The following is a 26,133-nucleotide window of genomic DNA, read 5'->3' as shown; positions in this document are numbered from 1 at the left end:
GGCTGGGTGGTGGGGCATCGCCGCCCGGACCCTGCTCCTCAAGCGCCGGAGAGGCTGCGGGAGGGGCATCTTCGTCCGGCCCCGCTAACGCCAGGCGGTGTCCCCTGGGGGCTGGATTCGGCGTACCCCGAAACCGGACAAGCGCCGGAGCCACCGGGCCGGTAGCCGCCAAGGGAAGCGAGGGGGGCGGAGCGGAGCCGGGCCGTGGGGCGGGGGTCCAGGGCGCCGCCCCGGAGGCGCCGCACCCGGCACCCACCACCCCAGCGACCGCGCAGCGCACCCCGCGGAGCCCCCGGGGACATCAGCTCCGTTCGCGCCAGCGGTTGGTGATGGGGAGGCGGCGGTCCTTGCCGAAGCCCTTGGCGGAGATCTTCGTGCCCGGCGGGTACTGGCGGCGCTTGTACTCCGCCGTGTCGACCAGCCGCAGGATCCGCGTCACCAGCTCATCGTCGTAGCCCGTCGCGACGATCTCCTGGCGGCCCTGGTCGCGGTCCACGTACAGCTCCAGGATGCGGTCGAGCACGTCGTAGTCCGGGAGGGAGTCCGTGTCGACCTGGCCCGGCCGCAGCTCGGCGCTCGGCGGCTTGGTGATGGAGTTCTCGGGGATGGGCGGGGTCTGGCCCCGCTCGTGGGCGGCGCGGTTGCGCCACTTCGCCAGCCGGAAGATGGACGTCTTGTAGACATCCTTGATGGGGCCGTACGCGCCGACCGAGTCCCCGTAGAGCGTCGAGTAGCCGCACGCCAGCTCGGACTTGTTGCCCGGGGCGAGGACGATGTGGCCCTCCTCGTTGGAGATCGCCATCAGCATCGTGCCGCGCAGCCGCGACTGGAGGTTCTCCTCGGCGAGCCCGGTGAGGTGCAGCGACCCCATGTAGGCGTCGAACATCGGGGCGATCGGGACGGTGCGGAAGTTGAGCCCGGTGCGCCGCGCCAGCTCCGTCGCGTCGGCGACCGAGTGCTCGGAGGAGTAGCGGGACGGCATGGCGACGCCGTAGACGTTCTGCGCGCCCACCGCGTCGCACGCGATCGCCGCGACGAGGGCGGAGTCGATGCCGCCGGAGAGCCCGATCAGCACACTGCGGAAGCCGTTCTTGGCGACATAGGCCCGCAGGCCCACCACCAGCGCGGTGTAGATCTCCTCGTCGTCGCCGAGCCGCTCGGCCTCGCCGCCCGCGAGACCCGGCTCCGGGTCGTAGGCGGGGAGGGGGGCGGCGGAGAGGGTGCGGTGGTCGATGCGGAGGCCGTCGTCCACGATGCCCTCCGGGACCGCGTCCGGGTCGGCGGCGGGCAGGTCGAGGTCGACCACGACGCACCCCTCGGCGAACTGCGGGGCGCGGGCGATCACTTCGCCGTCGCGGTCGACGATGATCGAGTCGCCGTCGAAGACCAGCTCGTCCTGGCCGCCGATCATCGCCAGGTACGCGGTGGTGCAGCCCGCCTCCTGGGCGCGCTTGCGGACGAGGTCCAGCCGGGTGTCGTCCTTCTCGCGCTCGTACGGCGAGGCGTTGATCGACAGCAGCAGTCCGGCCCCGGCGGAGCAGGCGGCGGGCACCCGGCCGCCGTCCTGCCACAGGTCCTCGCAGATGGCGAGCGCGACGTCGATGCCGTGGACGCGGACGACGGGCATGGTGTCGCCGGGCACGAAGTAGCGGAACTCGTCGAAGACGCCGTAGTTCGGCAGATGGTGCTTGGCGAAGGTGAGGACGACGGAGCCGCGGTGCAGCACGGCCGCGGCGTTCTGCGGGGAGCCGGCCGGCTGGCCGTACCGCCGGGCCCGCTCGCTGCGGTCGAGATAGCCGACGATCACCGGCAGCTCGCCGAAGCCCTCGGCGTCCAGCCGCTCGGCGAGCGCCCGCAGCGCGGCGCGCGACGCCTCGACGAAGGAGGAGCGCAGGGCGAGGTCCTCGACGGGGTACCCGGTCAGCGCCATCTCGGGGAACGCCACCAGATGGGCGCCCTGCTCGGCGGAGTGCCGGGTCCAGTGGACTATCGACTCGGCGTTTCCGGCGAGGTCACCGACGGTCGAGTCGATCTGGTTCAGAGCGAGGCGAAGTTGAGGCACGGCGCCCAGTGTAATCGTCTGTCTGACGCGATGGCCGGTGCGTGTCCCACATCTCACAAGGCCAGGTCCCGGCCCGGGCACCCGGACGGGCCGGGACCCGGCGGGCCGTGGTTACTTCTGGTAGCCGAGGATGGTCATCATCCCCGACTCCGAGTGGTAGACGTTGTGGCAGTGGACCATCCACAGCCCCGGATTGTCCGCGTCGAAGTCGAGGGTCACCTTCCGGTGCGGCAGCAGGATCACGGTGTCCTTGCGCGGCCCGCCGTCCGGCAGCGCGTAGGTATGGCCGTGCACATGCATCGGGTGCCACATGTCGGTGCCGTTGATGAAGGTCAGCCGCACCCGCTCGCCCTCCCGCACCGGGTAGCGCTGCGTCGGGTCGTACGGTCTGCCGTTGATCGCCCAGTCGAACTTCCGCATCGAGCCGGTGAGCCGCAGCCGGAGCGTGCGGTCCGGCAGGCGCGGCTCCAGCCGTACGGATTCCGCCGCCTTCAGCCGGCCGGCCTGGACCAGCTTGCCGTTCAGCTCCTTGGGGCGCTTGAACTTCCTGGCACCCTGGCCGCTGGTGTGGAGCACGGCCAGCGTGGACCGCCTCTTGCCCTCGGCGAGGGCGGCGAACGGGAACACCCCGCTCTTCGCGGTCACCAGCACGTCGTACCGCTCGCCCATGCCCAGCAGCAGCGCGTCGGTGGTGGTGGGCCGCACGGGGTAGCCGTCGGTGTGGGTGACGGTCATCTTGTGGCCGCCGAGGGCAACCCGGAAGGCGGTGTCGCTGCCCGCGTTGATGATCCGGATCCGGATGCGGTCGCCGCGCTTGGCCCGGAAGACCTGCGGGGAGTCGGGGGTGCGCCCGTTGATGAGGTAGTACGGGTATGCGACATGGCCCGCCTCGCCGCCCAGCAGCTCGCTCGTGGCGCCGGTCAGCGGGCGGGACGGTGCGGTGGGGGAGGGGGTCGGCCTGCCGCCGTGCCGGGACATCGGCGGTGGGCCGCTCGCGCCCGTCGTCGCCCCGTGGGTCATGGCGTCCGTCCCGTGGGCCATGGGGCGGCCGCCGTTCAGTTGTCGCAGCACCTTGTCCGGGGTGCGGCCGCCCACCCCGTCGAGCCAGTCGTCGAGGACGACGATCCACTCCTTGTCGTACGCCAGCGGCTCCCGCGGGTCCTCGACGATCAGCGGCGCGTACAGCCCCCGGTCGAGCTGGACGCTGGAGTGGGGGTGGACCCAGTACGTGCCCGGGTGGAGCACCGTGAAGCGGTAGTCGAAGGCCGTGCCGGTCTTGATCGGCGGCTGGGTGATGCCCGGGACGCCGTCCATGTCGTTGCGCAGCCGGACGCCGTGCCAGTGCAGCGTGGTGGGCTGCGGCAGCTGGTTGACGAGGGTGAGGGCGAGGGTCTCGCCCGCGGTGACCCGGAGCGCCTGGCCGGGCACCTGGTCCTCGTACGCCCAGGACTTCACCTTGCGGGCGCCGAGGTCCAGCGTGGTGGCGGTGGCGGTGAGCTGGAGCCGCCGGACCGGGCCGGGCCCCCGCCGGCGCTCGCGGTCCTGGACCTCCGTGCCGTGCGGGGAGATGTACTCCGACGGGGTCGCCGCGGCCGGTCCCGCATGCCCTCCCAGCCCAGAGTCGTCCATTCCGTTTTCGCCGCCCGGGGAACTGCAGGCGCCGAGCAGACCGCCGCCCGCGGCGGCGACTCCCGCGCCGAGCACGGCGCGGCGAGAGGGTTCGTGCAGGCGAGAGGGTTCGTGCATGAGTGAGAGCACCCCAATGCTGGTGGGAAATGTGCGCATGGGCGGCCGCGCGTCCGCCGCGTCCCGCGCCGCATCGGGGCGGGAAGCGGGTGGACGCGCCGCTCTATGCGCCGCACCAGCAGCCGGTGGCGTTCGCGCACCGCCGCCTCCCCGGTCTCATCCTCTGATGATCGTGATAATACGGGGCATTTTATCCCCAAGGGGGTGGAAAAGTGGGCGTGGCGGAGCCGGGGCGTCCCCGTGCCGCGAACGGACGGGTCCGTGAGCGGGCCCCATGAAAGTACGATGCACACATCGTGTCGGAGCGCGAGGAGCGGGTCCGTGCGGGTCCGAAACCTCGCCGAAACCCCGCCGCGTGATACTGGGGCCGTCGATGTGCCCCGTGCCCGTCGAAAGAGCCGCTTGACCTGCAAGGATAGGGGACCATGGATAAGCAGCAGGAGTTCGTGCTCCGTACCCTCGAAGAGCGCGACATCCGGTTCGTGCGGCTGTGGTTCACCGACGTCCTCGGCTTCCTCAAGTCCGTGGCCGTCGCACCCGCCGAGCTGGAGGGCGCCTTCGACGAAGGGATCGGCTTCGATGGCTCCGCGATCGAGGGCTTCGCCCGGGTCTACGAGTCCGACATGATCGCCAAGCCGGATCCCAGCACCTTCCAGATCCTACCTTGGCGCGCCGAGGCCCCCGGGACCGCCCGGATGTTCTGCGACATCCTGATGCCGGACGGCTCCCCCTCCTTCGCCGACCCGCGCTACGTGCTCAAGCGCATCCTCGCCAAGACCTCCGACCTCGGCTTCACCTTCTACACCCACCCCGAGATCGAGTTCTTCCTGCTCAAGCAGAAGCCCATGGACGGCACCCGCCCGGTGCCCGCCGACTCCTCCGGCTACTTCGACCACACCCCGCAGAACATCGGCATGGACTTCCGCCGCCAGGCCATCACCATGCTCGAATCGATGGGCATCTCGGTCGAGTTCTCCCACCACGAGGGCGCCCCCGGTCAGCAGGAGATCGACCTGCGCTACGCCGACGCGCTCTCCACCGCCGACAACATCATGACCTTCCGCCTGGTCATGAAGCAGGTCGCGCTGGAGCAGGGCGTCCAGGCCACCTTCATGCCGAAGCCGTTCTCCGAGCACCCCGGCTCGGGCATGCACACCCACCTCTCCCTCTTCGAGGGCGACCGCAACGCGTTCTACGAGTCGGGCGCCGAGTTCCAGCTCTCCAAGGTCGGCCGCTCCTTCATCGCCGGGCTGCTCCGTCACGCCGGGGAGATCTCCGCCGTGACCAACCAGTGGGTCAACTCGTACAAGCGCATCTGGGGCGGCTCCCAGCGCACCGCGGGCGCGGGCGGCGAGGCCCCGTCGTACATCTGCTGGGGCCACAACAACCGCTCCGCCCTCGTCCGGGTCCCCCTCTACAAGCCCGGCAAGACCGGCTCCACCCGGGTCGAGGTCCGCTCCCTGGACTCCGGCGCCAACCCCTACCTCGCCTACGCCGTCCTGCTGGCCGCCGGCCTCAAGGGCATCGAGGGCGGCTACGAACTCCCGGCCGGTGCCGACGACGACGTCTGGGCGCTGTCCGACGCCGAGCGCCGCTCGCTCGGCATCGAGCCGCTGCCGCAGAACCTCGGCGAGGCCATCACCCTCATGGAGCGCAGCGAACTGCTCGCCGAGACGCTGGGCGAGCACGTCTTCGACTTCTTCCTGCGCAACAAGAAGCAGGAGTGGGAGGAGTACCGCTCCGAGGTCACCCCCTTCGAGCTGCGCAAGAACCTGCCGGTGCTGTAGTCCGCGCCCGCCGCCGTGCCGTAGCCCGCGCCGGGGTCACGGCACGGCGGCGGGGTCACTGCAGGCGGGGCGGGCCGGTGCTTCCGCGGACGACGAGGACGGGGTTGACGATGATGTCCCGGTCGGCGGTGCGCCCCTCGTCGAGCCGTTCGACGGCCGCCTGGACGGCGTGTCCGGCCACCTCGGGGGCGTCCTGGCGTACGGACGTGAGGTCGATGAAGGACAGCCGGGCGAGCCGGCTGTCGTCATAGCCGACGATCGACACGTCCGAGGGCACGGTGAGTCCGGCGCGCAGGAACGTGGTGAGCACGCCGTGGGCGGAGCGGTCGTTGCCCGCGAGGACCGCGGTGGGAAGCTCGCCGTCCCGGAGGAGTTCCCGGGCCGCGCGGGCTCCGGACTCCTCGGTGTAGTCGCCGGGGATGATCCGGATGTGCTCGGCGAGCCCATGGCGCCGCATGGCGCTGCGGTATCCGCGCCGCCGCTCGTCGGCGGCGGGCATCATGCCGCCGTCGATGTGGGTGATGGCGCGGTGGCCGAGTCCGGTGAGGTGGTCGACGGCCTTGCGTATCCCCAGGCTGTTGGCGGTGCGGACGACGTCCGCACCGGCGGCCCGCGTGCGCGGGCTGATTTCTATCAGCGGTGTGTGACCGGCGGCCGTGACCAGGTGCCGCGGGCTGGACGCGGCGCCGATGATGATGATGGCTTCGCAGCGCAGACCGAGCAGCTGTTCCACGGCCTGACGCTCGTCACGGGTGTCGCTCATGGCGCTGAGCACGAGGTTGTAGCCGTGCTTCTGGGCGGCCGGGTAGAGGGCCTCGACGAAGTCCACGTCGTACGGGTGGCGCATGGTGAACAGCACGCCCAGCTGGCGGCTGCGCGTGCGGCGCAGCAGCTGGGCGGCGGTGTCGGGGCGGTAGCCCAGCTCCTCGGCCGCCTCGAACACGCGCCGACGGGTCTGGGAACTCGCGCCGGGCTGATTGCGGAACACCAGGGACACGAGGGCCTGTGAGACCCCGACGCGCGCCGCGACATCGGACATGGTGGGGCGTTTCGGGCGCGCTGGAGGAGAATCGGGCTCGCCCGGACGGTCGGTGACCCCTGGATCCCGCATGTGCGCCTCCCGCTTCAGGTGTTGACATGCATAACACCGCGGCTCATAGTACCGGGGACTAGTACGTATTAGTAGTACGAACAAGCGCCCGGTAGTTCGTCACACACGACGCGTGGGCGTTGTCTGCTGCGGCTGAACCATGCCCGCACCCACGCGGCACCGGGACAACCGCACCCGTCGAGGCCAGCCGTCTCACCGCTGTTGCCCCGAGCCCGGACGGCGCCGTGGAACGAACGGTTCCCCTCCCGCGCCCCGGAGACCCTCGCCCTCCCTCACGAACGTCCCCAGAGGAGCCACAGGCATGACCAGGACCAGCCCGAGCCCCACCTCCCACGGACTGCCCCCGGACGCACCGGGGCCCCACTCGCGACGTTTGGGCCTGGTCTCCGTCATCGTGACCTTCGGCGGCCTGCTGTTCGGCTACGACACCGGCGTGATCAACGGCGCGCTCGAACCCCTCACCGCCGACCTCGGGCTGACCGCCTTCACCGAGGGAGTGGTCGTCAGCATTCTGGTCTTCGGCGCCGCCTTCGGAGCCATGGTCGGCGGCTCGCTGTCCGACAAGTACGGCCGCCGCCACAACATCATCATGCTGTCCCTGGTGTTCATGCTCGGCACCCTTGGCTGCGTCCTGTCACCGAACTGGCAGGTCCTCGCGCTCTTCCGGTTCATCCTCGGGCTCGCCGTCGGCGGCGCCTCGGCGACGGTGCCGGTCTACCTGGCCGAGATCGCCCCGGTCGAACGCCGCGGCAGCATCGTCACCCGCAACGAGGTGATGATCGTGAGCGGTCAGTTCGCCGCGTTCGTCATCAACGCGCTCATCTTCAACGTCTGGGGCGAGACCGACGGCATCTGGCGGCTCATGCTGCTGGTCGCCGTGCTGCCCGCGATCGGGCTGTTCATCGGCATGCTGCGGCTGCCGGAGAGCCCGCGCTGGCTGGTCGCCCAGGGCCGGGACGACGAGGCGCTCGCGGTCCTCTCCCAGGTCCGCACCGCCGAACGCGCCCGGGCCGAGATGGCCGAGGTCCACCGGCTCGCCGAGGAGGAGCGCGCGTCCAAGACCGCCGGTGCGGTGGACCTCGGGGTGCGCTGGGTCCGCGTACTCATCCTGATCGGGGCCGCGCTGGGCATCTGTCAGCAGTTCACCGGCATCAACTCGGTCATGTACTACGGCACCCAGCTCCTCGGCGACGCCGGGTTCTCGGGCAACTCGGCCATCATCGCGAACACCCTGAACGGCGCCTTCAGCGTCATCGGCATCACCGTGGGCCTGGCGGTCATCAACAAGATCAAGCGGCGCACCATGCTGCTCGGCGGCTTCGCCCTGACCACGACGTTCCACCTGCTCGTCGGCCTCTCCGCGATGCTGATGCCCGACGGCGGCGCGAAGGCCTGGTTCATCCTCGTGTTCGTCGTGCTCTTCGTCTTCTCCATGCAGGCCACCATCGGCCCGCTGGTCTGGCTCATCCTCTCCGAGATGTTCCCGCTGAAGATCCGCAGCATGGCCATCGGCATCAGCATCTTCGTGCTGTGGATGGCGAACGCCCTGGTCGCCCTCGGCTTCCCGCCCGTGGTGAAGGCCCTGGGCATCGCGAACACCTTCCTCGCCTTCGCCGCCTTCGGCGTGCTGGCCCTCATCTTCATCGGGACCTGCGTCCCCGAGACCAAGGACCGCTCGCTGGAGGAGCTGGAGGACCACTTCCGCGCGCGTTACTCCTGATCCATCCCCTTGTGAGAGAAGGGTTCACCCATCATGACCGTCATGACTGCCGTCGCGGAGGGCCGCGAAGGAGACCACGCGCTGGTCGCGGGCATCGCCGAAGCCCGGCTGCTGGGCACCGATCTGGTGGTCGTCAACCTGCGGCTGTCGGCGCTGGACCACTCCGGCCTGCCCGACGACGTCACCATCACGCTCGTCGAGCGCAGCGGTCCCGGCGACCGGGACCCCGTCGACGCCGTCCTGGACGAGATCGAGGCCCGCCCCGGCATCGACCGGCTCGTCATCGGCATCCGGCGCCGCTCGGCGGTGGGCAAGGCCCTGCTGGGCAGCGTGAGCCAGCGGCTGCTGCTGCAGAGCCCCATCCCCGTCGTCGCCGTCAAGCCCCCGGCCCGGTCGGACGGGGAACGCTCCGAGGCGGGCGCCTCGGGCTGACGCCCACCCGCTCACCCGCGGGGCGGGTCAGTCCTCGTAGTCGTAGAACAGCCGCTCCATCACCGCCCGCGCACGGCGCGTCGTGCGGCGGTAGTCGTCCAGCATCTCGCCCACATGCCCCGGTCCGTAGCCCAAGTAGCGTCCCACCGCGGCCAGTTCGCGCGAGTCGCTGGGGAAGGTGTCGCCCGGGCGGCCGCGGACCAGCATCACGCCGTTACGGACCCGGGTGGCCAGCACCCAGGCCTCGTCCAGGGTCTGGGCGTCCTCGGTGCCGATCAGCCCGGCCGCGTGTGCCGCGGCCAGGGCCCGGCGGGTGCGGGTGGTGCGCAGCCCCGGCTCCGCCCAGCCGTGGCACATCTGGAGCAGCTGAACCGTCCACTCCACGTCGCTGAGCCCGCCGCGGCCCAGTTTGGCGTGGGTGGTCGGGTCGGCGCCGCGGGGCAGGCGCTCGGATTCCATCCGGGCCTTGAGGCGGCGGATCTCGCGGATGGCGTCCTCGCCCAGCCCCTCGGCCGGATACCGCAGCGGGTCGATCAGGTCGATGAAGCGCGCCCCCAGCTCCGGGTCGCCCGCGACCGGTTCGGCGCGCAGCAGCGCCTGGCTCTCCCAGACCAGCGACCAGCGCCGGTAGTACGCGGCGTACGAGGCGAGGGTGCGCACCAGCGGGCCGGACTTGCCCTCCGGGCGCAGATCGGCGTCGATGAGCAGCGGCGGATCGGCGGTGGGCAGCTGGAGCAGCCGCCGCATCTCGTTGGCCACGGCGAACGCGGCCCGGGAGGCCTCCTGTTCGTCGGCGCCCTCGCGCGGCTCGTGGACGAACAGCACGTCCGCGTCCGAGCCGTAGCTCAGCTCATGGCCGCCGAACCGGCCCAGACCGATCACCGCGAAGCGGGTGGGCAGCTCATCGCCCCAGGTGTCGCGGACCGCGGCGCGCAGCGCGCCCGCGATGGTCGCCGCGTTGAGGTCGGAGACGGCGTCGCCGACCATGTCGGCCAGCGCCGCCGCGTCCGGCGCCGGCTCCTCGGCCGGCGCCGCATGGCCGGCGGGGCGGGCCGGAACGTGGGGTTCCGAGTCGCGCAGCGCGCGCGGCACCTCGGGCGCCTTCGACGGCGCACCCGTGGACGTGGCGGCCTTGGCGGCCGCGCCGGTCTCCTCGCCCGGCGGCGGCCAGCTCACGGTGGACCGTACCGCCCCGTTGGCCAGCCGCGCGCTCTCGATCACATCCGCCGCCGACGTACGGAACAGCTCCCGCCGCCGCACCCCGCGCGCCGCCGCCACCGCCTGCTCGGCGCCGTCCGCGCGGCCCACCGCGGCCAGCACCTCCTGCTCCAGATGGTCCCGGCCGCGCGGCCGCAGCCCCCCGGGATCGCCGAGCAGGGCGACCGCCTCCGGGGCGCGCAGCAGCAGATCGGGGGCGAGGCGGCCGGCCGAGAGCACCCGCGCCAGATTCTCCGCGGCCGCGCCCTCGTCGCGCAGCAGCCGCAGGTACCAGGGCGTCTTGCCCAGGGCGTCCGAGACCTTACGGAAGCCCAGCAGCCCGGCGTCCGGATCTGCGGAATCGGCGAACCAGCCCAGCAGCACGGGCAGTAGCGTACGCTGAATCGCCGCTTTCCGGGTCACACCGGACGCCAAAGCCTCCAAATGACGTAGGGCGCCGGACGGATCCGCGTAGCCCAGTGCCACCAGCCGCTGCCGCGCCGCCTCGGAGCTGAGCCGGGCCTCGCCCGGCTCCAGCTGGGCGACCGCGTCCAGCAGCGGCCGGTAGAACAGCTTCTCATGCAGCCGCCGCACCTCGCGTGCGTACCGCCGCCACGCCGTCCCCAGCTCGGCCACCGGCTCCGTACGGAAGCCCAGCGACCGGCCCAGCCGCCGCAGATCCGCCTCGTCCTCCGGCACCAGATGGGTGCGGCGCAGCCGGTACAGCTGGATCCGGTGCTCCATCGAGCGCAGAAAGCGGTACGCCTCGTCCAGCGCGGCCGCGTCCGAGCGCCCCACGTAGCCGCCCGCGGCCAGCGCGGCGAGCGCGTCCAGCGTGGTGCCGCTGCGCAGCGACTCATCCGACCGCCCGTGCACCAACTGGAGCATCTGCACGGCGAATTCGACGTCCCGCAGGCCGCCAGGGCCCAGCTTCAGCTCCCGGTCGATCTCCGCGACCGGGATGTTCTCGACGACGCGGCGGCGCATCTGCTGCACATCGGGGACGAAGTTCTCGCGCTCGGATGCCTGCCAGACCAGCGGCGCCAGCGCGTCCACGTACGCCTGTCCGAGCGCGCCGTCGCCCGCCACCGGCCGGGCCTTCAGCAGCGCCTGGAACTCCCAGGTCTTGGCCCACCGCTGGTAGTAGGCCAGATGGCTGGAGAGCGTCCGCACCAGCGGCCCGTTGCGCCCCTCCGGCCGGAGATTGGCGTCCACCGGCCAGATCGTGCCCTCGATGGTCACATCCGAGCAGATCCGCATCAGCCGCGCGGCCAGCCGGGTGGCCGCCTGCACTGCCTTGCCCTCCTCCACGCCGTCCACGGTCTCCGCCACGAAGATCACGTCGACGTCCGAGACGTAGTTCAGCTCGCGCCCGCCGCACTTCCCCATCCCGATCACCGCCAGCCGGCACGCCGCGGCGTCCTCGGGCTGCTCCTCGGCCGCGATCTCCAGCGCCGCCCGCAGCGTCGCCGTCGCCAGATCCGCCAGCTCGGCCGCCGCCTGCGTGACATCGGTGGTCCCGCACACATCGCGCGCCGCGATCGCCAGCAGCGCCCGGCGGTAGGCGACGCGCAGCGCGTCCGGCCGCGGCATCCCCGCCCCCGGCCCGCCCCAGATCCCCTCGGCCAGCGCCTGCTCGAACTCGGGTGTCGTCGGATGCAGATCCGCCGGCTCGTACGTCACCAGCGAATGCCAGGCCTGCGGATGCCGCGCCAGATGATCACCCAGCGCCTCGGAGGCCCCCAGCACCCCCAGCAGCCGGTCCCGCAGCGGCTTGGCGGTGACCAGCGTGTCCAGCAGCGCCTGCCGCGACCCCGTCTCCTCCCCGTCCCCGGCCTCCTCGGGCAGCGCCTCCACCAGCCGCACCAGCCCGAGCAGCGCCAGATCCGGATCGGCGGTCCCGCCGAGCGCGTCCAGCAGCACCGAGTCGGCCCGTACGCCCGCCACCTCGGGCGAGTCCAGCAGCCGCTGAGCGGCGGAGGGGTCGGTGAAGCCGTGCCGGAGCAGCCGGGTGAAGGTGCTGCTCCTGCGTCCCTGCGGTACGGCCATGCGTGCCGCCTCCGTCCCGTGTCTGGCGTCTCACGCCCTGCCGTGATCAAGGCCCGCAGCCGAGCCTAAGCGACCGACCCCGCGCCGCGGCAGGTCCGGCCCCGGAGTCCTGGCCCGTCAGGCGTCCCCGGGCACGGTGATACGGAGCGGACCGCAGCCGATGCGGTCGGCTTCCGCGGCCACGTAGCGAGGGAGGAGCGTACGGATGTCCTTGGGGCGGCTGCCGTCGTCCGCCCGGACCAGGAAGGTGACCTGACCGGTCTGGCACTCGGCCTGGAACAGGCCCATGTCGTCGCGGACGAACCCGGTTCCGTCATGATCACGGGCCTTGATCCGGTGGGCGGCGCCCTTCAGGGACAGACCTTGGTAGAGCGCGGCCAGCCGTGGATCCTCGACCGTCATCAGCCGCAGCTCGGGGTGGCCGAAGACCACATCGCGGTCGCAGGTGCGCACCGGGCCCGCGCCCCGGGTCACCATGGGGCGGGCCAGCGCATAGCGCTCGCCCGGGACGCGCAGTCCCTCGATGCCGCACAGGGCGCCCGGCTTCTCGTCCAGGAACCGCGCCGGCTTCGGCAACCGGTCCACCGGGTCGGCGAGGGCGCCGGAACATCCCTGGTCGGCCATGTAGCCGTTGACGAGCTTCACGACGGCGCGGGCCAGCTGATCGCGGGCCGCGGTATTGATCTCGCCGTCGTAGATGGTCCAGCCGGCATCCATGTCGATCACGACCGGGCCGTCGATATCGCTCTGTCGGCCGGCACAGCCCTCGGGCACCGCCAGCCAGGCCCGGGTGTCCGAGGCCATGCCCAGCAGCCCGCCGCCCAGCGGGGTGAGCCGGGAGGACAAGTACTCATCGGCCCATCGGTCGCCCGCGCCGCCGAACCGGGGGTCCAGCCGGTGCGCCTGGACGGTGATCCGCCAGCCACGCGGCGAGGTGAGACGGCAGATGCCCGACGGGCTCTCGCTGCCCGCGCGGCCGACGGTGAGGGGTACCTCGGACGTCTCGATGTCCGTCTTGCCGTCGAACAGCGCCGCCACATCGTCCCGGCCGAGCGCGCCCCAGCAGGCCCGGTCGTCCGCGAACGGACCCGCCGCCGCCTGCCAGGCCACCCCCGCGCCGCCGAGCAGCGCCCCGGCGACGGCTCCGGCCACCCCCGTGGTCACGGCGAGCCGCAGCCGCCCGCGGGTCAGGGTCCGCCAGTGCCACCACCGGCCGTCCTCTGTGCTCTCTGTGTCCTCGGCGTCGGTCATCGGCCGGACCCCCCGGGTGCGACGGGTGCGCAACCGAGGCGTTGCGTCACGGCGTTGGTGAAGCTGACGAAGTGCGGTGCGGTCTGGCGCCGCAGGGACGGGGCCAGCATCAGAAAGGTGGCGGGGCGCCCCGCGCAGTCGGCCCGTACGACCTTGTAGTCGTCGGCGAACACCCCCGTGCCGCGCCAGCCACGCGCGGGCGCTTTGCCGCCCGTGGCGCCGTCGAAGAGCGCGGAGAGCCGCGGTTGGGCGACCATCAGGGCATCGAAGTACTGGTCCCCGCCGGGCCGTGTCCGCACCGAACAGAGCTGGAGGTCCCGGGTGACCGCGCCGACCTGGTATTCCAGGTACTCCGCCGCCTTGCCCAGGTCCAGTCCCCTGATCCGGCACATGGGGGAGCGGTAGGACTCCGCGTCCTTGGGCAGGGTGAGCACCGGCGAGACGACCCGCAGCGGCTTCGACCCGGCGCACCCCGCCGCCTCCATGCCCCGGTTGGCGGCCGCTACGAGCAACTCGGCCACGGAGCGGGTGCCGCCGAGCCCCGGGTCGGTCGGCAGCGTGCCATCGCTCCAGGTCGTTTCCGCCTTCGCGTCCAGTGTGACGGCGGTCGGCCGGCCGTCACCCGTGTCGCACCGCTCGGGCAGCACCAACAGCGCGTGTTTGCCGTCGGCGACGCCCGGCAGCCCGTCCGGCAGTGGCATCGCACGGCCGCTGAGATATCCGGCGGCCCACTTCATGCGCCGCGCGGCATCCTTGGGCGCGGGACCGTAACTGACCCTGATCTCGGTCTCGTCGACGTTCTTCTCGCCGCTGCTGCTGACGTCCTCGACGTGGAGCGCGACGGTGCACCGGCCGCGCTGCCGCTCCGGAGCCGGCGCGGTCTCCTCGGACGTGCGGTCGGCGTTGTCCTCCTCCGCTGCCTCGCCGCTCAGGAAGCCCGGCCCGCTGTCCTCTTTCCACGCGCCCCAGCAGTACGCCGCCGAAGGGGACGGAGGCGCCCGTGGGTCAGGCGGTGACGAAGCGCGCGCCGGGGTCGCCGTGGAGGTGGCCCGGCGGGAGCTTGCGGCCGTAAGCGAGCAGGAGGAGGTCCTGGGCGGCGGCGGTCACGGGGGCGCCCGTGCCGTAGGACCAGTCGAGGTCGGTGGCGCGGAGCTGGACGCCGGTGAGGTCGGCGCCGAAGAACTTCAGGGTCCTGGCGTTGACGGCATCCAGCAGGGCCCGTACGCGGTCCTCCGGGACCCGGCGGTCCAGGCCCAGCGCGACCGTGATGTCCAGCCCGTGGATGACGTCGTGGCCCAGCGCCGCCGTGATGCCGCCGACCGGCGGCTTCCAGGGGTGGTGGGCGTTGTCGCGCAGGTACGCGGAGAGTTGATCCGTCGACGCTGTGGCCGCGTCCGCGCGGGCCAGGCGGTCGGTCATGCGGTGCAGGCTGCCGCGCGCCTTGAGGAGTTCGAGCAGCGTCTGGGGAAGCGGGTAGCGGAACCCCTGCGACATGTGCGCCGCGACCTCCCGCGCCCGCCACCCCGCGCACAGTGAGGGGGCGTCCCACTGTGCGGGGGTCAGGGTGTCCAACAGGTCGGCCAGCTCCCGCCGTTCGGCCGCGATCGCGTCTCTGAAGTCCCCTGTTGTCTCCACGTGTTCCAGAGTGGCGAGGGTCAGAGGTATAAGTCCAAGAGCTGGTTCTTCTCGTGGCGAGAAGCGATGGGTATGGGGTCCGTTCCGCTCACGCGGTGACCGGCTTGTGCAAGCGCCAGATCACATCCACTCCCACCTCGCCGGGGGCGGTCGGGCCGCCGGGGACCTGGTGGCGTGCGACCTCGGTGAAGCCCAGACGGCGCGGGATGGCGGCGCTGGGCCGGTTGGCCTCGTCGTGGACGATCTCGAGCCGGTCGATCCCCGGCAGCGCGAACCCCTGCCGGACCAGCGCTGCCACCGCCAGCGTGGCCAGGCCCCGGCCCGTCCACGCGGGATGGAGCCAGTACCCGATGTCGAGCCCGCCGGGACCGATCCGGCGCATGAGCCCGCAGGCGCCGATCACCGTGCCCTCCGTGATGATGGCGTAGCCGTAGGACTCGCCCGCCTCCCACTCCCGCTCGCTGCGCTCCAGGTACGCGGCCGTCCGCTGCCGCTCCTGGACGGCGGCCCAGGGCATCCACGGCTTGAGGTGATCAAGCGATTCCTCGATCGCCCGGCGCAGGGGTTCGAGGTCGCTCATGCGCCAGCGGCGCAGTTCGACCTGGCCGCTGCGGAGCGTTTCGGCAGGGTGTCCCATGGCTCGGGATGCTGCCTCGGTCCGCTCCGAGCGGCAAGACCGTCACCGCGCCACCCGGCAGCGGCCGTCAGGCCCCCGTCCTCGCGCGCGGGAGCAGTGTGCGGATCCCCGGCCAGGCCACGATCAGCGCGATCACCACGTACACGGTCACCGCGAAGGGCGTGTTGACCAGGCCCGTGAGGCTGCCGTCGCTGATCTGGAGCGCGCGGCGCAGCTGGAGTTCCGCGCCGGGGCCGAGGATCACGCCGATGACGGCGGGCAGTACCGGGAGGCCGTAGCGCCGCATGAGCAGGCCCAGCAGGCCGATGATGAGCAGGATGACCAGGTCCAGCGGCTCGCCGCCGACCGCGTACGCGCCGACGGCCGCGAAGAAGAGGATGCCCGCGTACAGGTAGGCCCGGGGGATGCGGAGCAGCTTGGCCCAGACCGGGGCCAGCGGCAGGTTGAGGACGATCAGCAGGCCCATGGCGATGAAGAGCGAGGCGATCAGCCCCCAGACGAGGTCCGGTTCGCGTTCGAAGAGCAGCGGTCCTGGCTGGATGCCGTACTGCTGGAACGCGGCGAGCATCACCGCGGCGACGGCCGTGGTGGGCAGGCCGAGCGTGAGCATCGAGACGAGCGTGCCCGCGGCGGACGCGGAGGCCGCCGACTCGGGGCCCGCGACGCCCTCGATGGCGCCCTTGCCGAACTCGTCGCGGTGCTTGGAGAGCCGCTTCTCGGTCACGTAGGAGAGGAAGGTGGGGATCTCGGCGCCGCCCGCGGGGATGGCGCCGAAGGGGAAGCCGATCGCGGGCCCGCGGAGCCAGGGGCGCCAGGTGCGGCGCAGTTCGGCCTTGCCGAGCCAGGGGCGGCCGACGGGTATGGGCTTGTCCGGGCGGGTCCGCAGGTGCAGGGCCACCCACAGCGCCTCGCCGATGGCGAAGAGCCCGACGGCGACGATCACGACGTCGATGCCGTCGGCGAGTTGCAGCGAACCGAAGGTGAGCCGCTGCTGCCCGGTCAGCCGGTCCAGGCCGACGAGGCCGAGGGTGAGACCGATGAGGAGGGAGGCGAAGCCGCGGATGCGCGAGCTGCCGAGGACGGAGGTCACGGCGACGAACGCCAGGACCATGATGGCGAAGTAGTCGGGGGCGCCGATGTCGACGGCGAGGTCGGCGACGGTCGGGGCGAGGAAGACGAGCAGGGTCGTGCCGATCATGCCGCCCGCGAAGTGCCCGATGGCGGCGGCGGCGAGGGCCTGCGCGCCGCGCCCGGACTTGGCCATGGGGTGGCCTTCCATGGCGGCGACCACGGCCGCCGTCTCGCCCGGGGTGTTGAGCAGGATCGACGTGGTGGAGCCGCCGAACATGCCGCCGTAGTAGATGCCCGCGAACATGATGAACGCGGCCGTGGGGTCCAGCCCGTACGTGACGGGCAGCAGCAGCGCGACCGCCATCGCCGGGCCGATGCCGGGCAGCACGCCGATCGCGGTACCGAGGAGCACACCGACGGCCGCCCACAGCAGGTTGATGGGGGAGAGGGCGGTGCCGAAGCCGTCGAGGAGGTGGTTCAGGGAATCCATCGGGTCAGAGCACCCCCATGAGCGGGCCGCCGGGCAGCGGCACCGAGAGCAGCCGGTCGAAGACGAAGAACGTGACCACGGACAGGACGGCCGCCACGATCGGGTCACGGTGGAAGGAGCGGCTGCCCAGCGCGTACGCGGAGCCCCAGAAGAGCAGCGCGCCGGAGATGGGGAAGCCGAGGGGCTGGATGAGGACGGCGTTGCCGAGGAAGACCCCGCCGAGGAGGAGCACGGTGCGCCAGTCGCCGGGCGCGCTCAGGTCGATGTCCTCGCCGCCCTCGGCCTCGCCGCGGCCGCCGCGCAGGACGTCCACGGCGAGGAGGACGGCGACGAGGAGGAGCCCGGCGCCGACCACGATCGGCACGGTCTTCGGGCCGACCGGGCCGCGCTGCGCGAAGCTCGTGTCCATGGTGAGGGCGTCGGTGAGGACGAGGACGCCGAGGACGAGCAGCAGCGCGCAGACGCCGAGTTCGGAGCGGCCGCGCAGGCGTTCCGCGACAGTGGGCGCGTTGGGGGTGTCGGTCACAGTCCCAGCTCCTTCAGCACGGTGTCCACGCGCTTGTCCTGCGCGTCGAGGAAGCGCCCGAAGTCCTCGCCCGGCAGGTAGGCGTCGGTCCACTGGTTGCGCTTGACGGCGTCCTTCCACTCCTGGGAGGCGTGCAGCTTGGAGATCAGGCCCCTGAGCTTGTCGCGTTCGCTGTCGCTCAGACCGGGCGGGGCGACGATGCCGCGCCAGTTGGTGAAGGTCACGTCCAGCCCGGACTCCTTGAGCGTCGGCGCGTCGAGTCCCTTCGGCCGCTCGGCGCTGGTGACCGCGAGCACCCGCAGGTCGCCGGATTTGATCTGGTCGAGGTATTCGCCGATGCCCGAGACGCCGAAGGCGACCTTGCCGCCGAGGACGGAGGCGAGCAGCTCGCCGCCCCCGTCGTACGCGATGTAGTTGACGGTCTTCGGGGCGATCCCGGCGGCCCTGGCCATGAGCATGGGCGCCATGTGGTCCGGGCCGCCGGGCGAGGAGCCGCCGCCCACCGGGAGCCCGTGGGGCTTCTTGCGCCAGTCCGCGAGGAGCTGCTTGAAGGTCTTGTACTTGGAGTTCTTGGCGACGACCACGATGTCCGGCTCCTCCGTGAGCCGGGCGATGGGCGTGGTGTCGGCGAGCGAGGAGGGCGCGTGGTTGGTCTGGACGGCGCCGACGACACCCAGCCCCATCGACATCGCCAGCTTGCCGTTGCCGCGCTCGGCCACGAGCTGGCTCAGCCCGACCGTGCCGCCGGCGCCGGGGAGGTTGAAGACCTCGATGTTGTTGGCGAGGTCGGCGTCCTCGGCGCTCTTGGCGGCCGTACGGGCGGTGATGTCGTAGCCACCGCCCGGGGTGTTGGGCACCATGAAGCGCAGGCCCGGAATGTGGGTGCCGCCCGCGGAGCCGTCCCCTGAGCTGAGCAGCGGTGGCGCGAGGAGGACGAGCAGGGCCGCCGAGAGCACGGCGATCGGGGTGCGGAGGGCGGAAGGCAGCGGCAGACTCGGTCGCTGTCGCACCTGGTGACACCACCTTTCGGACTTGCGTGTGAGGTGGGCCACATGTTGCCTATGGGTTACCGGGCTGTCTCGCTTCCGGTATTAAAAGACGTTGAGGTCGTTGAGTTCGCGGGTGTGCCGCGGGCTTGTTCGCGGGAAAGGGGCCGGCCGGTGACATCAGTGCTGGTCGTCGAGGACGACTTCATGGTCGCCAAGCTGCACAGCCGCTATGTGGCGGCCACGGAGGGCTTCACGGTCGCCGGGGTCGCGCACACCGGGGCCGAGGCGCTGCGCGCCGCCGAGGAGCTGCGCCCCGACCTCGTGCTCCTCGACATCTATCTGCCGGACATGGACGGCATCAGCGTGCTGCGGGAGCTGCGCGCGAGGCGGGGCACCGGGCATCATGTGGACGCCCTGTTCGTGACCGCAGCCAAGGACGCGCACGTCGTGCGGGAGGCACTGCGCGCGGGGGCGCTGCACTACCTCATCAAGCCGTTCGACCGGGCCGCGCTCGAGCACCAGCTGCGGCACGCGGCGGCCCTGCGGGCCCGGCTCGACACCCTCGGCGAGGCGCGCCAGGAGGACGTGGACCAGATCTTCAGCGGGCGCCCGCGCGCCTCCCGCGAGCTGCCCAAGGGGCTGGCCGCGCACACCGCCGACCTCGTCGAGCGGACCCTGCGGGCCCACGCCGACGGGCTGTCCGCCGCCGAATGCGCCGCGGCCGGGGCCTTTTCGCGGGTGAGCGCGCGCCGCTACCTGGAGTACTTCGCCGATACGGGCCAGGCCGAGGTCACCCTGCGCTACGGCGGCACGGGCCGCCCCGAGCACCGCTACCGCTGGATCGCCTGATGGTTCGTACCTGAGGCCGGGTATGGCGGGGCGTTCCCGGGTATAGCGGGTGGATAGGGCGAGCCACGGGGGGCACGATGGGGAGCGGCCTGTACAACCTCAGCCGCGTCATGGACACGCTGGCCCCGGCGCTGCTGGGGATGCCGCCGGGCGGCGGGCCGTGGGTGAATCGGCGGTTTCCGGCGGGCGAGCCCGTGGTGGAGGTCGTCGGCGGGCGGGCCACCGGCAAGACGGCGCTGCTGGACGCCTTGTACGACGGCTACCACGCCTGGGTGCCCACGGCCCGGGTGGATCTGGGGGAGGCCCCGTACTCGGCCGACGATCAGGGCGACCGCGCCCGGCTGGACACCGCGAACGCGTCCCCGGTGACCAATCTGCTCTTCACCGTCTCCCATCAGCTCGGCTACGAACGTGACGGCAACAAGCGGGTCCTGACCTTCCCCCGGCTCTCGCCCGCGCTGCTGGTGATCAGCGCCTGGCGGCCGGAGGCCCAGGACCGTGACGGCCGGGACGGGGACGACGTGGCGCCCGCCGACCTGGTGGCGGCCGAGGAGGAGTTGGGGGAGATCCTCGGGCAGCGGAACCCCGACCCGCAGGCGCGCAAGGTGGTCATCGGGCGCTGGCTGAACGCGCTGGGCGGGGTCGTGGCGGGGCTGCTGCCCGGGGTGCCGGGCCTTCAGGAGGTGCTGAGCGCCGCAACCGACACCCTGCTCGCGCGGGGCGACGACGGCCGGGACGGCTCGTCGTGGTGGCGCACCCATCTGGACCGCATCGACGGCGACGCCGTGCAGCGGCTGTTCGCGCTGGTGCGGAAGTTCCGCAGAGGGGGAGCGGACCGGGCCGAGGTGGAGGCCGATCTGATCGCCGCCCTGCTGGCGGACATCAATGGCGCGTACGGCGCCTGGGCACGCAGGACCCAGCATCCGCCCCTGATCCTGCTGGACGACGTGGACGAGGCGCTGCGCGAGCGCTTCCTCCACCCGTTCGTCGAGCGGTACGCGCGGGAGACCCGCGAGTGGCGGGGGCGCGGGCGCGTCATGCTCCCCGTCGTCTTCGCCACCTCGCTGGGGGACGGCTCCGCGCCGACGTCCCTCACCACCGACGCGCCCCCGTGGACGATGCCGGAGCGGTGCCCGCCGCACGCGTGGCTGCTGCGGCTCGGCATCCCCAGGATCGGTGAGGCGGAGATCCGTTCGATGCTCGGCGACGCCGCGTACCCGCCGTCGCTGCCCACCGTCATCGCCCGGCTGAGCGGCGGGCGTACGGGCGACGCCCTGGCGCTCGCCGGGGCCGCTACGGCGCGGCTGCGCGAGCCGGGCCCCTTCGCCCTCGATCAGCTGCTGTCCCTTCCGGCGCCCGGCTCGGCCGAACCCGTGGGCGCCCGGTTGCTGGCGCGGCTGCTGCCCGACGGGGGCGTACGGGAGGAGGTGCTGCGGCTCGCGCCCGCGCTGGACGCGGAGGCGGCGGCGCGGCTGCTCCGGGCCGACCGGGCGGCGCTGCCCGGCCTCAGCCCCGAGCTGCGCGTCAGACGGCTGCGGGACACCACCTTGGAGCGGCCGTACTGGGACCATCGGCCCTGGCCGTCGGCGCGCTCCGGGCCGGCGCCGCTGATCACCGACCGGGCGCTGCGCGCGCTTCTGCTGCACTGCTTGAGAGCCGGGGCCGACGAGGCGTCCTGGACCCGTCTGCACGCACTGCCCGCCGCCCGCTACAACGACGGCGATGTGCGGGCCCGCGACTCGGACCGGCACGATCCGCGCTATCTGCACCACGCGCTCGCCCAGGGCCGCATCGACACCCTGGTGGTGCGGGCGATGCACCACCGCTATCTGCACCGCACCCCCGCCGAGTGGCTGGGCGATCTCAATCTGATCGCGGCCGCGCCCCGGGCGTGGGCCGGGTTCGCCCCCGAGGATCCGCTTGACGACGATGTGCCCGTCTGCGCGTCCTGTGAGTCCGGCGATGCCGCTCAGCGCGTCCACGCCGCGATCCGCCTGCTGCTGGCCACCGTATGGCGGCTGTCCGCGCCGCTGTCGGCGGTGCCGTCGGGCCACGGGGACGCCGATCTGGTGCATGTGCGGACCGCGCTGGAAGCGCTGTGCTCCGACTACGGCGGCAGCCCGCGCCGCGAGCGGGCGTACAACGCGTACGTCGACGCCGTCGCCGACGGCGGCTGGATCGCCGCCCTGGTCAGCGGGGTGCAGGCCCCTGATCTCCCAGTCAAGGGAAGTAGCCGATGAGCCGTGCCGTGACCCATTCCCTGGCCCGTCCCCTCAGAGGTGTCCGGAACTGGCACTCGGCCCTTCCGCCGATCCGCCGCGTCCTGAACTGGGCCCTGGTCGGGCTGGTCGCGGCCGGTCTCGTGGCGGTGGGCATCGTCACGCTGACGCCCGACCACTCGTGCGGCGCCGGGGTCGACAAGCGCGCGGGCGATGACGAGTGCACGGGCGTCACCGACGGCGGCTACGCCTTCATGGCCGCACTGGGCCCGGTGTCGGACCGCATCAAGGCCGAGAACACGAAGGTCACTCGGAGCGGCAAGGCGTACGCCACCGTCGCCCTGATGATCCCCATGACGTTCACGGAGGACGACGTGGCGGAGCGCGCCCAGGTGGTACGGGAGGTCCAGGGCGCCTATCTCGCGCAGTACCGGGCGAACCACGAGAGCGGCGACGAACCGCCGATCCGTCTGGTGCTCGCCAACCCCGGCCGCGAGATGACCCGTTGGAAGGAGGTGTCCGACCAGCTCGCGGAGATGGCGCACTCCGGGAAGGACCGGCTGCGCGCGGTGTTCGGGTTCAACCTCAGCGTCACCCGGACCGCGCAGACCATCGCCTATCTGACCAGGGAGAAGGGCATCGCGGTGGTCGGCGGCCCGATCACCGCGGACGACCTGGGCAACGACCGTGAGCATCCCCGGAGATACCCGGGACTTGCGAAGGTCGTCCCGTCCAACCGCGACCAGGCGCGGGCGCTCACCCACCATCTGAAGGTGAGGTCCCGGGACACCTTCCTGGTGGAGGACACCCACGCGGACGACCTCTACGCGAGGTCGCTGCGCGCCGCCTTCCGCGCGGAGACGCAAGGGACGCCGTACTCCGAGCAGTACGACTCGTCGAAGGCCATCCCGAACGACTTCGTCCAGATGGTCAACAACCTCTGTGACTCCCGCGCCACCACGGTCTACTTCTCCGGCCGCCCGCCCGCGCTCGCCCAGCTGATCAGGGCACTGGGCAAGCGGGGCTGCGCGGACCGGCACTACCGCGTGGTCACGGTCTCGGGCGCGTCGACGCTGGCGTACGACCCCTCGATGGACTGGGGCGCCTTCTCCTACGGCGCCGGGCTGACCGTCGAGTACGCGACCATCACCCACGAGAGCGCCTGGACCACCGGCAATCCGCCCGCGACGGGCGGTTCGGCCGCCGACTTCCGGGGCTTGAGCAAGCTGGTGGGCGACGGGGCCAAGTCCTCCGCGGCCGGCGACATCGGCCCGACCGGGCTCGCCGACGGCCGGACGATCACCACCTACGACTCCGCGACGACGGCCATCGCGGGCATCCGCAACCGCACCACCACCAAGGGGCAGGTGCCCGGCCTGGACTCCATCGCGGCGGCGTGGCCACGGCTGCACGGGGACCAGATGGTGCGCGGGGCGAGCGGCTGGATCTGCCTCAACGGCTATGGGACGCCGTACGACAAGGCGGTGGCCATCGTGAAGCTGTCGCCCAGGAAGGACCGGCACATCGAGTTCGAGAAGCTGGCCTGGCCTGACGACCACCCGCCGTCCGAACAGTGCACGGCCGCACCGGACTGATTCACGGTGCGCGCAGATAGTTGTAGACCGTGGCGCGGGAGACGCCGAGGAGTTCGGTGACCACCCGCACCGAGTGCTTGACCTGGAGGAAGCCTCGGGTCTGGAGGGAGCGGACGAGTTCCTTCTTGGCGGCGGTGCCGAGCCCGCGCGGGGTGTGGCCCCGGGCGGCGGCGAACTCCTCGACGACGGCGCGCAGTTCGGTGACGGTCCGGGCTCGCAGGGTCTCCATGAGGGGCGCTTCCTGATCGTCGGTGCGGATCAGGTTGCTGAGGCTGCGGGTGACGCTGGCGAAGAGGGAGACGTCAAGGTTGAGGCAGATGGCGGCGATGTAGGTGCCCGCGCTGTTCTTGATGCCGATGGACGTGCTCTTGGCCGGGCGGCCGTCCGGGAAGCGATTGGAGTAGTTCTGGACGATGCCGGGGAACTCGGGGTCCTCGATGCGGGCGAGGCCGAGTTCGGTGGCCGGGTCGCCGACCGACCGGCCGGAGAGATTGGACTCGATGGCGCGGATGGCCCGGTCGGGGCGGCGCAGATCGTGCAGCACCACCTCGCACAGCCCGGGGAACATCCGGCCGAGGGCGGTGACGATCTTCTCGGCCTCGCGCAGCAGCACGTCGTCCTCGGCGCTGCCGCACCCCTGCTGTTCGGTCATCGCGGCTCACCACCCTCGGGGGCGAACAGGGCGCCCATCACCGTCGGCGCCTTCAGCCCCGAGCCGGTCAGCACGACGACGGTCGTCTCCCCGGGGCGGATCGCGCCACGGGCCCGGAAGACGTCGATCGCCGCGGCGGCGGTCGCGCTGGTCGGCTCGGCGTACAGCCCCGTCGCGGCCAGCCTGCGGACCGCGGCGACGATGGCGTCCTCGGGGATGGCGGCCATGTCGCCGTCCGAGCGGCGGACCGCGCTCACCACCTCCGGCAGCCGGACGGGTTCGCGGATGGCCGTGCCCTCGGCGATGGTGGGGGAGAAGGCGGGGGCGGCCGTCTCGCCGTGGAACGCGGCGTGGATGGGGGCGCAGTTGGCGGGCTGCGCGACCAGCAGCCGTGGCCGGCGGGCGATCTGGCCGGCGGCCAGCAGCTCACCGAAGCCGAGGTCGCAGCCGAGCACGGTGGATCCGGCGCCGGCCACCGTCACCACGGCGTCGGGGGCGGTGAAGCCCAGGTCCTCCCACAGCTCGTACGCGAGGGTCTTGGTGCCCTGGAGGAAGAAGGGGTGCCAGTTGTGGCTCGCGTAGTACGTGGTGGCCGACTGGCGCAGCGCCTCGGCGGCGGTGGCGTCCCGGTCGCCGGGCACGAGCTGGATCTCGGCGCCGTACGCCCGGCTCTGCAGGACCTTGGCGGGGGACGTCGACTCCGGGACGAGGATCCGGGCCCGGATCCCGGCGGCGGCGCAGTACGCGGCGACGGAGGCGCCGCCGTTGCCGGAGCTGTCCTCGATGACCTCGCGGACGCCGCGCTGGGCCAGCAGGGAGATCATCACGCTGGTGCCGCGGTCCTTGAAGCTGCCGGTGGGGCTGAACCACTCCAGCTTGAAGTGGACCCGACCCTCGCCCCAGTCCTTCTCGACCAGCGGTGTGCATCCTTCACCCAGGGACACCGGGGCGTCGACGCGCACCGGGAGGGCCGCTCGGTAGCGCCACAGCGACCGGGCCCCGGTGTCCACCTGCGCGGGAGTGATGCCGGGCAGCGCGGAGACGGTGAGCGGTGCGCCGTCGTCGCCGCACCAGCGCGGCTCGTCGATCGGATACGAGGCGCCGGAGCGCTCGTCTGCGTAATGTGGTTCGGCTCGCACCTTGGACATTCTGTTTAGTTGTGTAACAACCGTCAAGGCTCCTGGGGGCGGCTCAAGCGGGAGACAACCCGGGAACAAGGCCCGCTCAAGCGGGCGCGACGTGCGCGAACATCCGTTCCAGCACCACCGCCACCCCGTCCTCGTCGTTGCGCGGCGCCACCTCGTCGGCCAGCGCGATCAGATCCGGGTGCGCGTTGCCCATCGCGACCCCGTATCCGGCCCAGCCCAGCAGCGGTATGTCGTTGGGCATGTCGCCGAAGGCGATCGTGTCCGCGGGGGCGAACCCCATCCGCTCCGCGGCCAGCTCGAGGCCCACCGCCTTGGTGATGCCCGCGGGCAGCACCTCGATCATGCCCTTCTCCGAGTGCGTCACCGACACCTCGCCCGCGCCCACCCGTGCCGCGGCCGCCGCGACCCGGTCGTCCGCCACCTCCCGGTGGCGCATCAGCACCTTCTCGATCGGCTGTGCCCACAGCGCCTCCCGGGCCACCACCGCGTCCCACCCCGGCCGCCGCCGCTCGGCGAACCCGGCCGTGACCACGAAGCGGTTCTCCGGTGCGGCGGTCACCACGGCCAGCTCCAGCGGGCCCGCGCCCAGCGCCTCCTCGGTGCGCTTCACCACCGACCGGGCCAGGTCGCGGTCGAGCGCGGCCGAGACCAGCAGCCGGTCCGCGGTCGCGTCGTACAGCTGCGCGCCCTGTCCGCACACCGCGAGCCCCCGGTAGTCCATCGCCACCAGGAACTCCCGGCAGGACGCGGCCGGGCGCCCGGTGACGACCAGATGCCGTGCCCCGGCGCGGCCCACGGCGGCCAGCGCCGCACGGGTGCGCGGCGAGACCGTCAGATCACCGCGCAGCAGGGTGCCGTCGAGGTCGGTGGCCACCAGCCGGAAGCGCGGGCCCGCGGCCCGGGGGCGCGGCAGTACGGCAGGGGCGGGAGGGGCGGATGTGGCGTCGGTGAGGTACACGGTGCATCA

Annotated in this window: 20 protein-coding genes; 6 read left to right on the top strand and 14 right to left on the bottom strand. The window is 72.3% G+C overall.

From position 1 onward, the window contains the following. Positions 1-301: 301 nt before the first annotated feature. Positions 302-2,071 carry an NAD+ synthase gene (locus tag ACH4SI_RS30350; RefSeq protein ID WP_398301416.1) on the bottom strand — a complete coding sequence of 590 codons (1,770 nt, stop codon included), beginning with the start codon at positions 2,069-2,071 and terminating at the stop codon, positions 302-304. A 102-nt stretch (positions 2,072-2,173) separates the two neighbouring features. Continuing rightward, positions 2,174-3,808 (bottom strand): multicopper oxidase family protein, encoded by a 1,635-nt coding sequence (locus tag ACH4SI_RS30345; protein WP_398301227.1) that lies wholly within the window; start codon positions 3,806-3,808, stop codon positions 2,174-2,176. Positions 3,809-4,233: 425 nt separating this feature from the next. Here ACH4SI_RS30345 and glnA point away from each other — a divergent pair, with 425 nt between their 5' ends. Further along, the gene (glnA, locus tag ACH4SI_RS30340; protein WP_398301224.1) at positions 4,234-5,595 is read left to right on the top strand and encodes a type I glutamate--ammonia ligase; all 1,362 of its coding nucleotides are present in this window, start codon (positions 4,234-4,236) and stop codon (positions 5,593-5,595) included. A gap of 55 nt (positions 5,596-5,650) precedes the next feature. Here the strand turns inward: glnA and ACH4SI_RS30335 are convergent, their stop codons facing one another. Beyond that, the gene (locus ACH4SI_RS30335; protein ID WP_398301222.1) at positions 5,651-6,634 is read right to left on the bottom strand and encodes a LacI family DNA-binding transcriptional regulator; all 984 of its coding nucleotides are present in this window, start codon (positions 6,632-6,634) and stop codon (positions 5,651-5,653) included. Positions 6,635-7,007: 373 nt separating this feature from the next. On the opposite strand from ACH4SI_RS30335, the gene ACH4SI_RS30330 reads away from it, so the two are divergent. Further along, entirely contained in the window at positions 7,008-8,426 is a 1,419-nt protein-coding gene (locus ACH4SI_RS30330; protein WP_398301221.1) for a sugar porter family MFS transporter, read from the top strand. A 42-nt stretch (positions 8,427-8,468) separates the two neighbouring features. Further along, positions 8,469-8,858 (top strand): universal stress protein, encoded by a 390-nt coding sequence (locus ACH4SI_RS30325; RefSeq protein ID WP_398301219.1) that lies wholly within the window; start codon positions 8,469-8,471, stop codon positions 8,856-8,858. Positions 8,859-8,885: 27 nt separating this feature from the next. Here the strand turns inward: ACH4SI_RS30325 and ACH4SI_RS30320 are convergent, their stop codons facing one another. The 8 genes from ACH4SI_RS30320 to ACH4SI_RS30285 form a co-directional block, all read right to left on the bottom strand. Continuing rightward, the gene (locus tag ACH4SI_RS30320) at positions 8,886-12,104 is read right to left on the bottom strand and encodes a bifunctional [glutamine synthetase] adenylyltransferase/[glutamine synthetase]-adenylyl-L-tyrosine phosphorylase (protein ID WP_398301216.1); all 3,219 of its coding nucleotides are present in this window, start codon (positions 12,102-12,104) and stop codon (positions 8,886-8,888) included. Positions 12,105-12,221: 117 nt separating this feature from the next. Further along, positions 12,222-13,355, bottom strand: coding sequence for a hypothetical protein (locus tag ACH4SI_RS30315; RefSeq protein ID WP_398301214.1), 1,134 nt, complete (start codon positions 13,353-13,355; stop codon positions 12,222-12,224). Continuing rightward, a complete protein-coding gene (locus tag ACH4SI_RS30310; protein ID WP_398301212.1) occupies positions 13,352-14,092 on the bottom strand; it encodes a hypothetical protein in 741 nt (246 codons plus the stop codon). The genes ACH4SI_RS30315 and ACH4SI_RS30310 overlap by 4 nt, the downstream gene beginning before the upstream one ends. A 268-nt stretch (positions 14,093-14,360) precedes the next feature. Beyond that, the gene (locus ACH4SI_RS30305) at positions 14,361-14,990 is read right to left on the bottom strand and encodes a maleylpyruvate isomerase family mycothiol-dependent enzyme (protein WP_398301209.1); all 630 of its coding nucleotides are present in this window, start codon (positions 14,988-14,990) and stop codon (positions 14,361-14,363) included. Between the two features lie 88 nt (positions 14,991-15,078). Continuing rightward, positions 15,079-15,627, bottom strand: coding sequence for a GNAT family N-acetyltransferase (locus tag ACH4SI_RS30300; protein ID WP_398301207.1), 549 nt, complete (start codon positions 15,625-15,627; stop codon positions 15,079-15,081). 67 nt (positions 15,628-15,694) lie between these two features. Beyond that, positions 15,695-17,188, bottom strand: a complete 1,494-nt coding sequence (locus ACH4SI_RS30295; RefSeq protein WP_398301204.1) for a tripartite tricarboxylate transporter permease — start codon at positions 17,186-17,188, stop codon at positions 15,695-15,697. Positions 17,189-17,192: 4 nt separating this feature from the next. Then, a complete protein-coding gene (locus ACH4SI_RS30290) occupies positions 17,193-17,714 on the bottom strand; it encodes a tripartite tricarboxylate transporter TctB family protein (RefSeq protein WP_398301202.1) in 522 nt (173 codons plus the stop codon). After that, the gene (locus tag ACH4SI_RS30285; RefSeq protein WP_398301200.1) at positions 17,711-18,724 is read right to left on the bottom strand and encodes a Bug family tripartite tricarboxylate transporter substrate binding protein; all 1,014 of its coding nucleotides are present in this window, start codon (positions 18,722-18,724) and stop codon (positions 17,711-17,713) included. Before ACH4SI_RS30285 ends, ACH4SI_RS30290 begins: the two co-directional genes overlap by 4 nt. A gap of 150 nt (positions 18,725-18,874) precedes the next feature. On the opposite strand from ACH4SI_RS30285, the gene ACH4SI_RS30280 reads away from it, so the two are divergent. The 3 genes from ACH4SI_RS30280 to ACH4SI_RS30270 all read left to right on the top strand — a co-directional run bounded on the left by ACH4SI_RS30280 (position 18,875) and on the right by ACH4SI_RS30270 (position 23,366). Next, positions 18,875-19,552 (top strand): response regulator, encoded by a 678-nt coding sequence (locus tag ACH4SI_RS30280; protein ID WP_398301197.1) that lies wholly within the window; start codon positions 18,875-18,877, stop codon positions 19,550-19,552. A 77-nt stretch (positions 19,553-19,629) separates the two neighbouring features. Next, complete coding sequence (locus ACH4SI_RS30275; protein ID WP_398301195.1) at positions 19,630-21,792, top strand: hypothetical protein; 2,163 nt, start codon at positions 19,630-19,632, stop codon at positions 21,790-21,792. Beyond that, positions 21,789-23,366, top strand: coding sequence for an ABC transporter substrate-binding protein (locus ACH4SI_RS30270; RefSeq protein WP_398301192.1), 1,578 nt, complete (start codon positions 21,789-21,791; stop codon positions 23,364-23,366). Before ACH4SI_RS30275 ends, ACH4SI_RS30270 begins: the two co-directional genes overlap by 4 nt. Position 23,367: 1 nt before the next feature. Here the strand turns inward: ACH4SI_RS30270 and ACH4SI_RS30265 are convergent, their stop codons facing one another. The 3 genes from ACH4SI_RS30265 to ACH4SI_RS30255 all read right to left on the bottom strand — a co-directional run bounded on the left by ACH4SI_RS30265 (position 23,368) and on the right by ACH4SI_RS30255 (position 26,124). Next, positions 23,368-24,018 carry a transcriptional regulator gene (locus ACH4SI_RS30265; RefSeq protein WP_398301189.1) on the bottom strand — a complete coding sequence of 217 codons (651 nt, stop codon included), beginning with the start codon at positions 24,016-24,018 and terminating at the stop codon, positions 23,368-23,370. After that, on the bottom strand, positions 24,015-25,166 hold the full coding sequence (locus tag ACH4SI_RS30260) for a pyridoxal-phosphate dependent enzyme (protein ID WP_398301187.1): 1,152 nt from the start codon (positions 25,164-25,166) through the stop codon (positions 24,015-24,017). Before ACH4SI_RS30260 ends, ACH4SI_RS30265 begins: the two co-directional genes overlap by 4 nt. Before the next feature lie 76 nt (positions 25,167-25,242). Beyond that, on the bottom strand, positions 25,243-26,124 hold the full coding sequence (locus ACH4SI_RS30255) for an HAD family hydrolase (protein WP_398301184.1): 882 nt from the start codon (positions 26,122-26,124) through the stop codon (positions 25,243-25,245). Between the last annotated feature and the right edge of the window lie 9 nt (positions 26,125-26,133).

It is taken from the genome of Streptomyces sp. NPDC021212 (assembly GCF_044332925.1).
Lineage (GTDB): Bacteria > Actinomycetota > Actinomycetes > Streptomycetales > Streptomycetaceae > Streptomyces.
This window is presented reverse-complemented; position numbering and strand designations above follow the sequence as displayed.

What these genes read in the sequence shown, in the direction of transcription:
- ACH4SI_RS30345 (WP_398301227.1), bottom strand. Translation starts at nt 3,808, where the DNA reads ATGCACGAACCCTCTCGCCTGCACGAACCCTCTCGCCGCGCCGTGCTC.
- glnA (WP_398301224.1), top strand. Translation starts at nt 4,234, where the DNA reads ATGGATAAGCAGCAGGAGTTCGTGCTCCGTACCCTCGAAGAGCGCGAC.
- ACH4SI_RS30335 (WP_398301222.1), bottom strand. Translation starts at nt 6,634, where the DNA reads ATGTCCGATGTCGCGGCGCGCGTCGGGGTCTCACAGGCCCTCGTGTCC.
- ACH4SI_RS30330 (WP_398301221.1), top strand. Translation starts at nt 7,008, where the DNA reads ATGACCAGGACCAGCCCGAGCCCCACCTCCCACGGACTGCCCCCGGAC.
- ACH4SI_RS30325 (WP_398301219.1), top strand. Translation starts at nt 8,469, where the DNA reads ATGACTGCCGTCGCGGAGGGCCGCGAAGGAGACCACGCGCTGGTCGCG.
- ACH4SI_RS30320 (WP_398301216.1), bottom strand. Translation starts at nt 12,104, where the DNA reads ATGGCCGTACCGCAGGGACGCAGGAGCAGCACCTTCACCCGGCTGCTC.
- ACH4SI_RS30315 (WP_398301214.1), bottom strand. Translation starts at nt 13,355, where the DNA reads ATGACCGACGCCGAGGACACAGAGAGCACAGAGGACGGCCGGTGGTGG.
- ACH4SI_RS30310 (WP_398301212.1), bottom strand. Translation starts at nt 14,092, where the DNA reads ATGAAGTGGGCCGCCGGATATCTCAGCGGCCGTGCGATGCCACTGCCG.
- ACH4SI_RS30300 (WP_398301207.1), bottom strand. Translation starts at nt 15,627, where the DNA reads ATGGGACACCCTGCCGAAACGCTCCGCAGCGGCCAGGTCGAACTGCGC.
- ACH4SI_RS30295 (WP_398301204.1), bottom strand. Translation starts at nt 17,188, where the DNA reads ATGGATTCCCTGAACCACCTCCTCGACGGCTTCGGCACCGCCCTCTCC.
- ACH4SI_RS30275 (WP_398301195.1), top strand. Translation starts at nt 19,630, where the DNA reads ATGGGGAGCGGCCTGTACAACCTCAGCCGCGTCATGGACACGCTGGCC.
- ACH4SI_RS30270 (WP_398301192.1), top strand. Translation starts at nt 21,789, where the DNA reads ATGAGCCGTGCCGTGACCCATTCCCTGGCCCGTCCCCTCAGAGGTGTC.
- ACH4SI_RS30265 (WP_398301189.1), bottom strand. Translation starts at nt 24,018, where the DNA reads ATGACCGAACAGCAGGGGTGCGGCAGCGCCGAGGACGACGTGCTGCTG.
- ACH4SI_RS30260 (WP_398301187.1), bottom strand. Translation starts at nt 25,166, where the DNA reads ATGTCCAAGGTGCGAGCCGAACCACATTACGCAGACGAGCGCTCCGGC.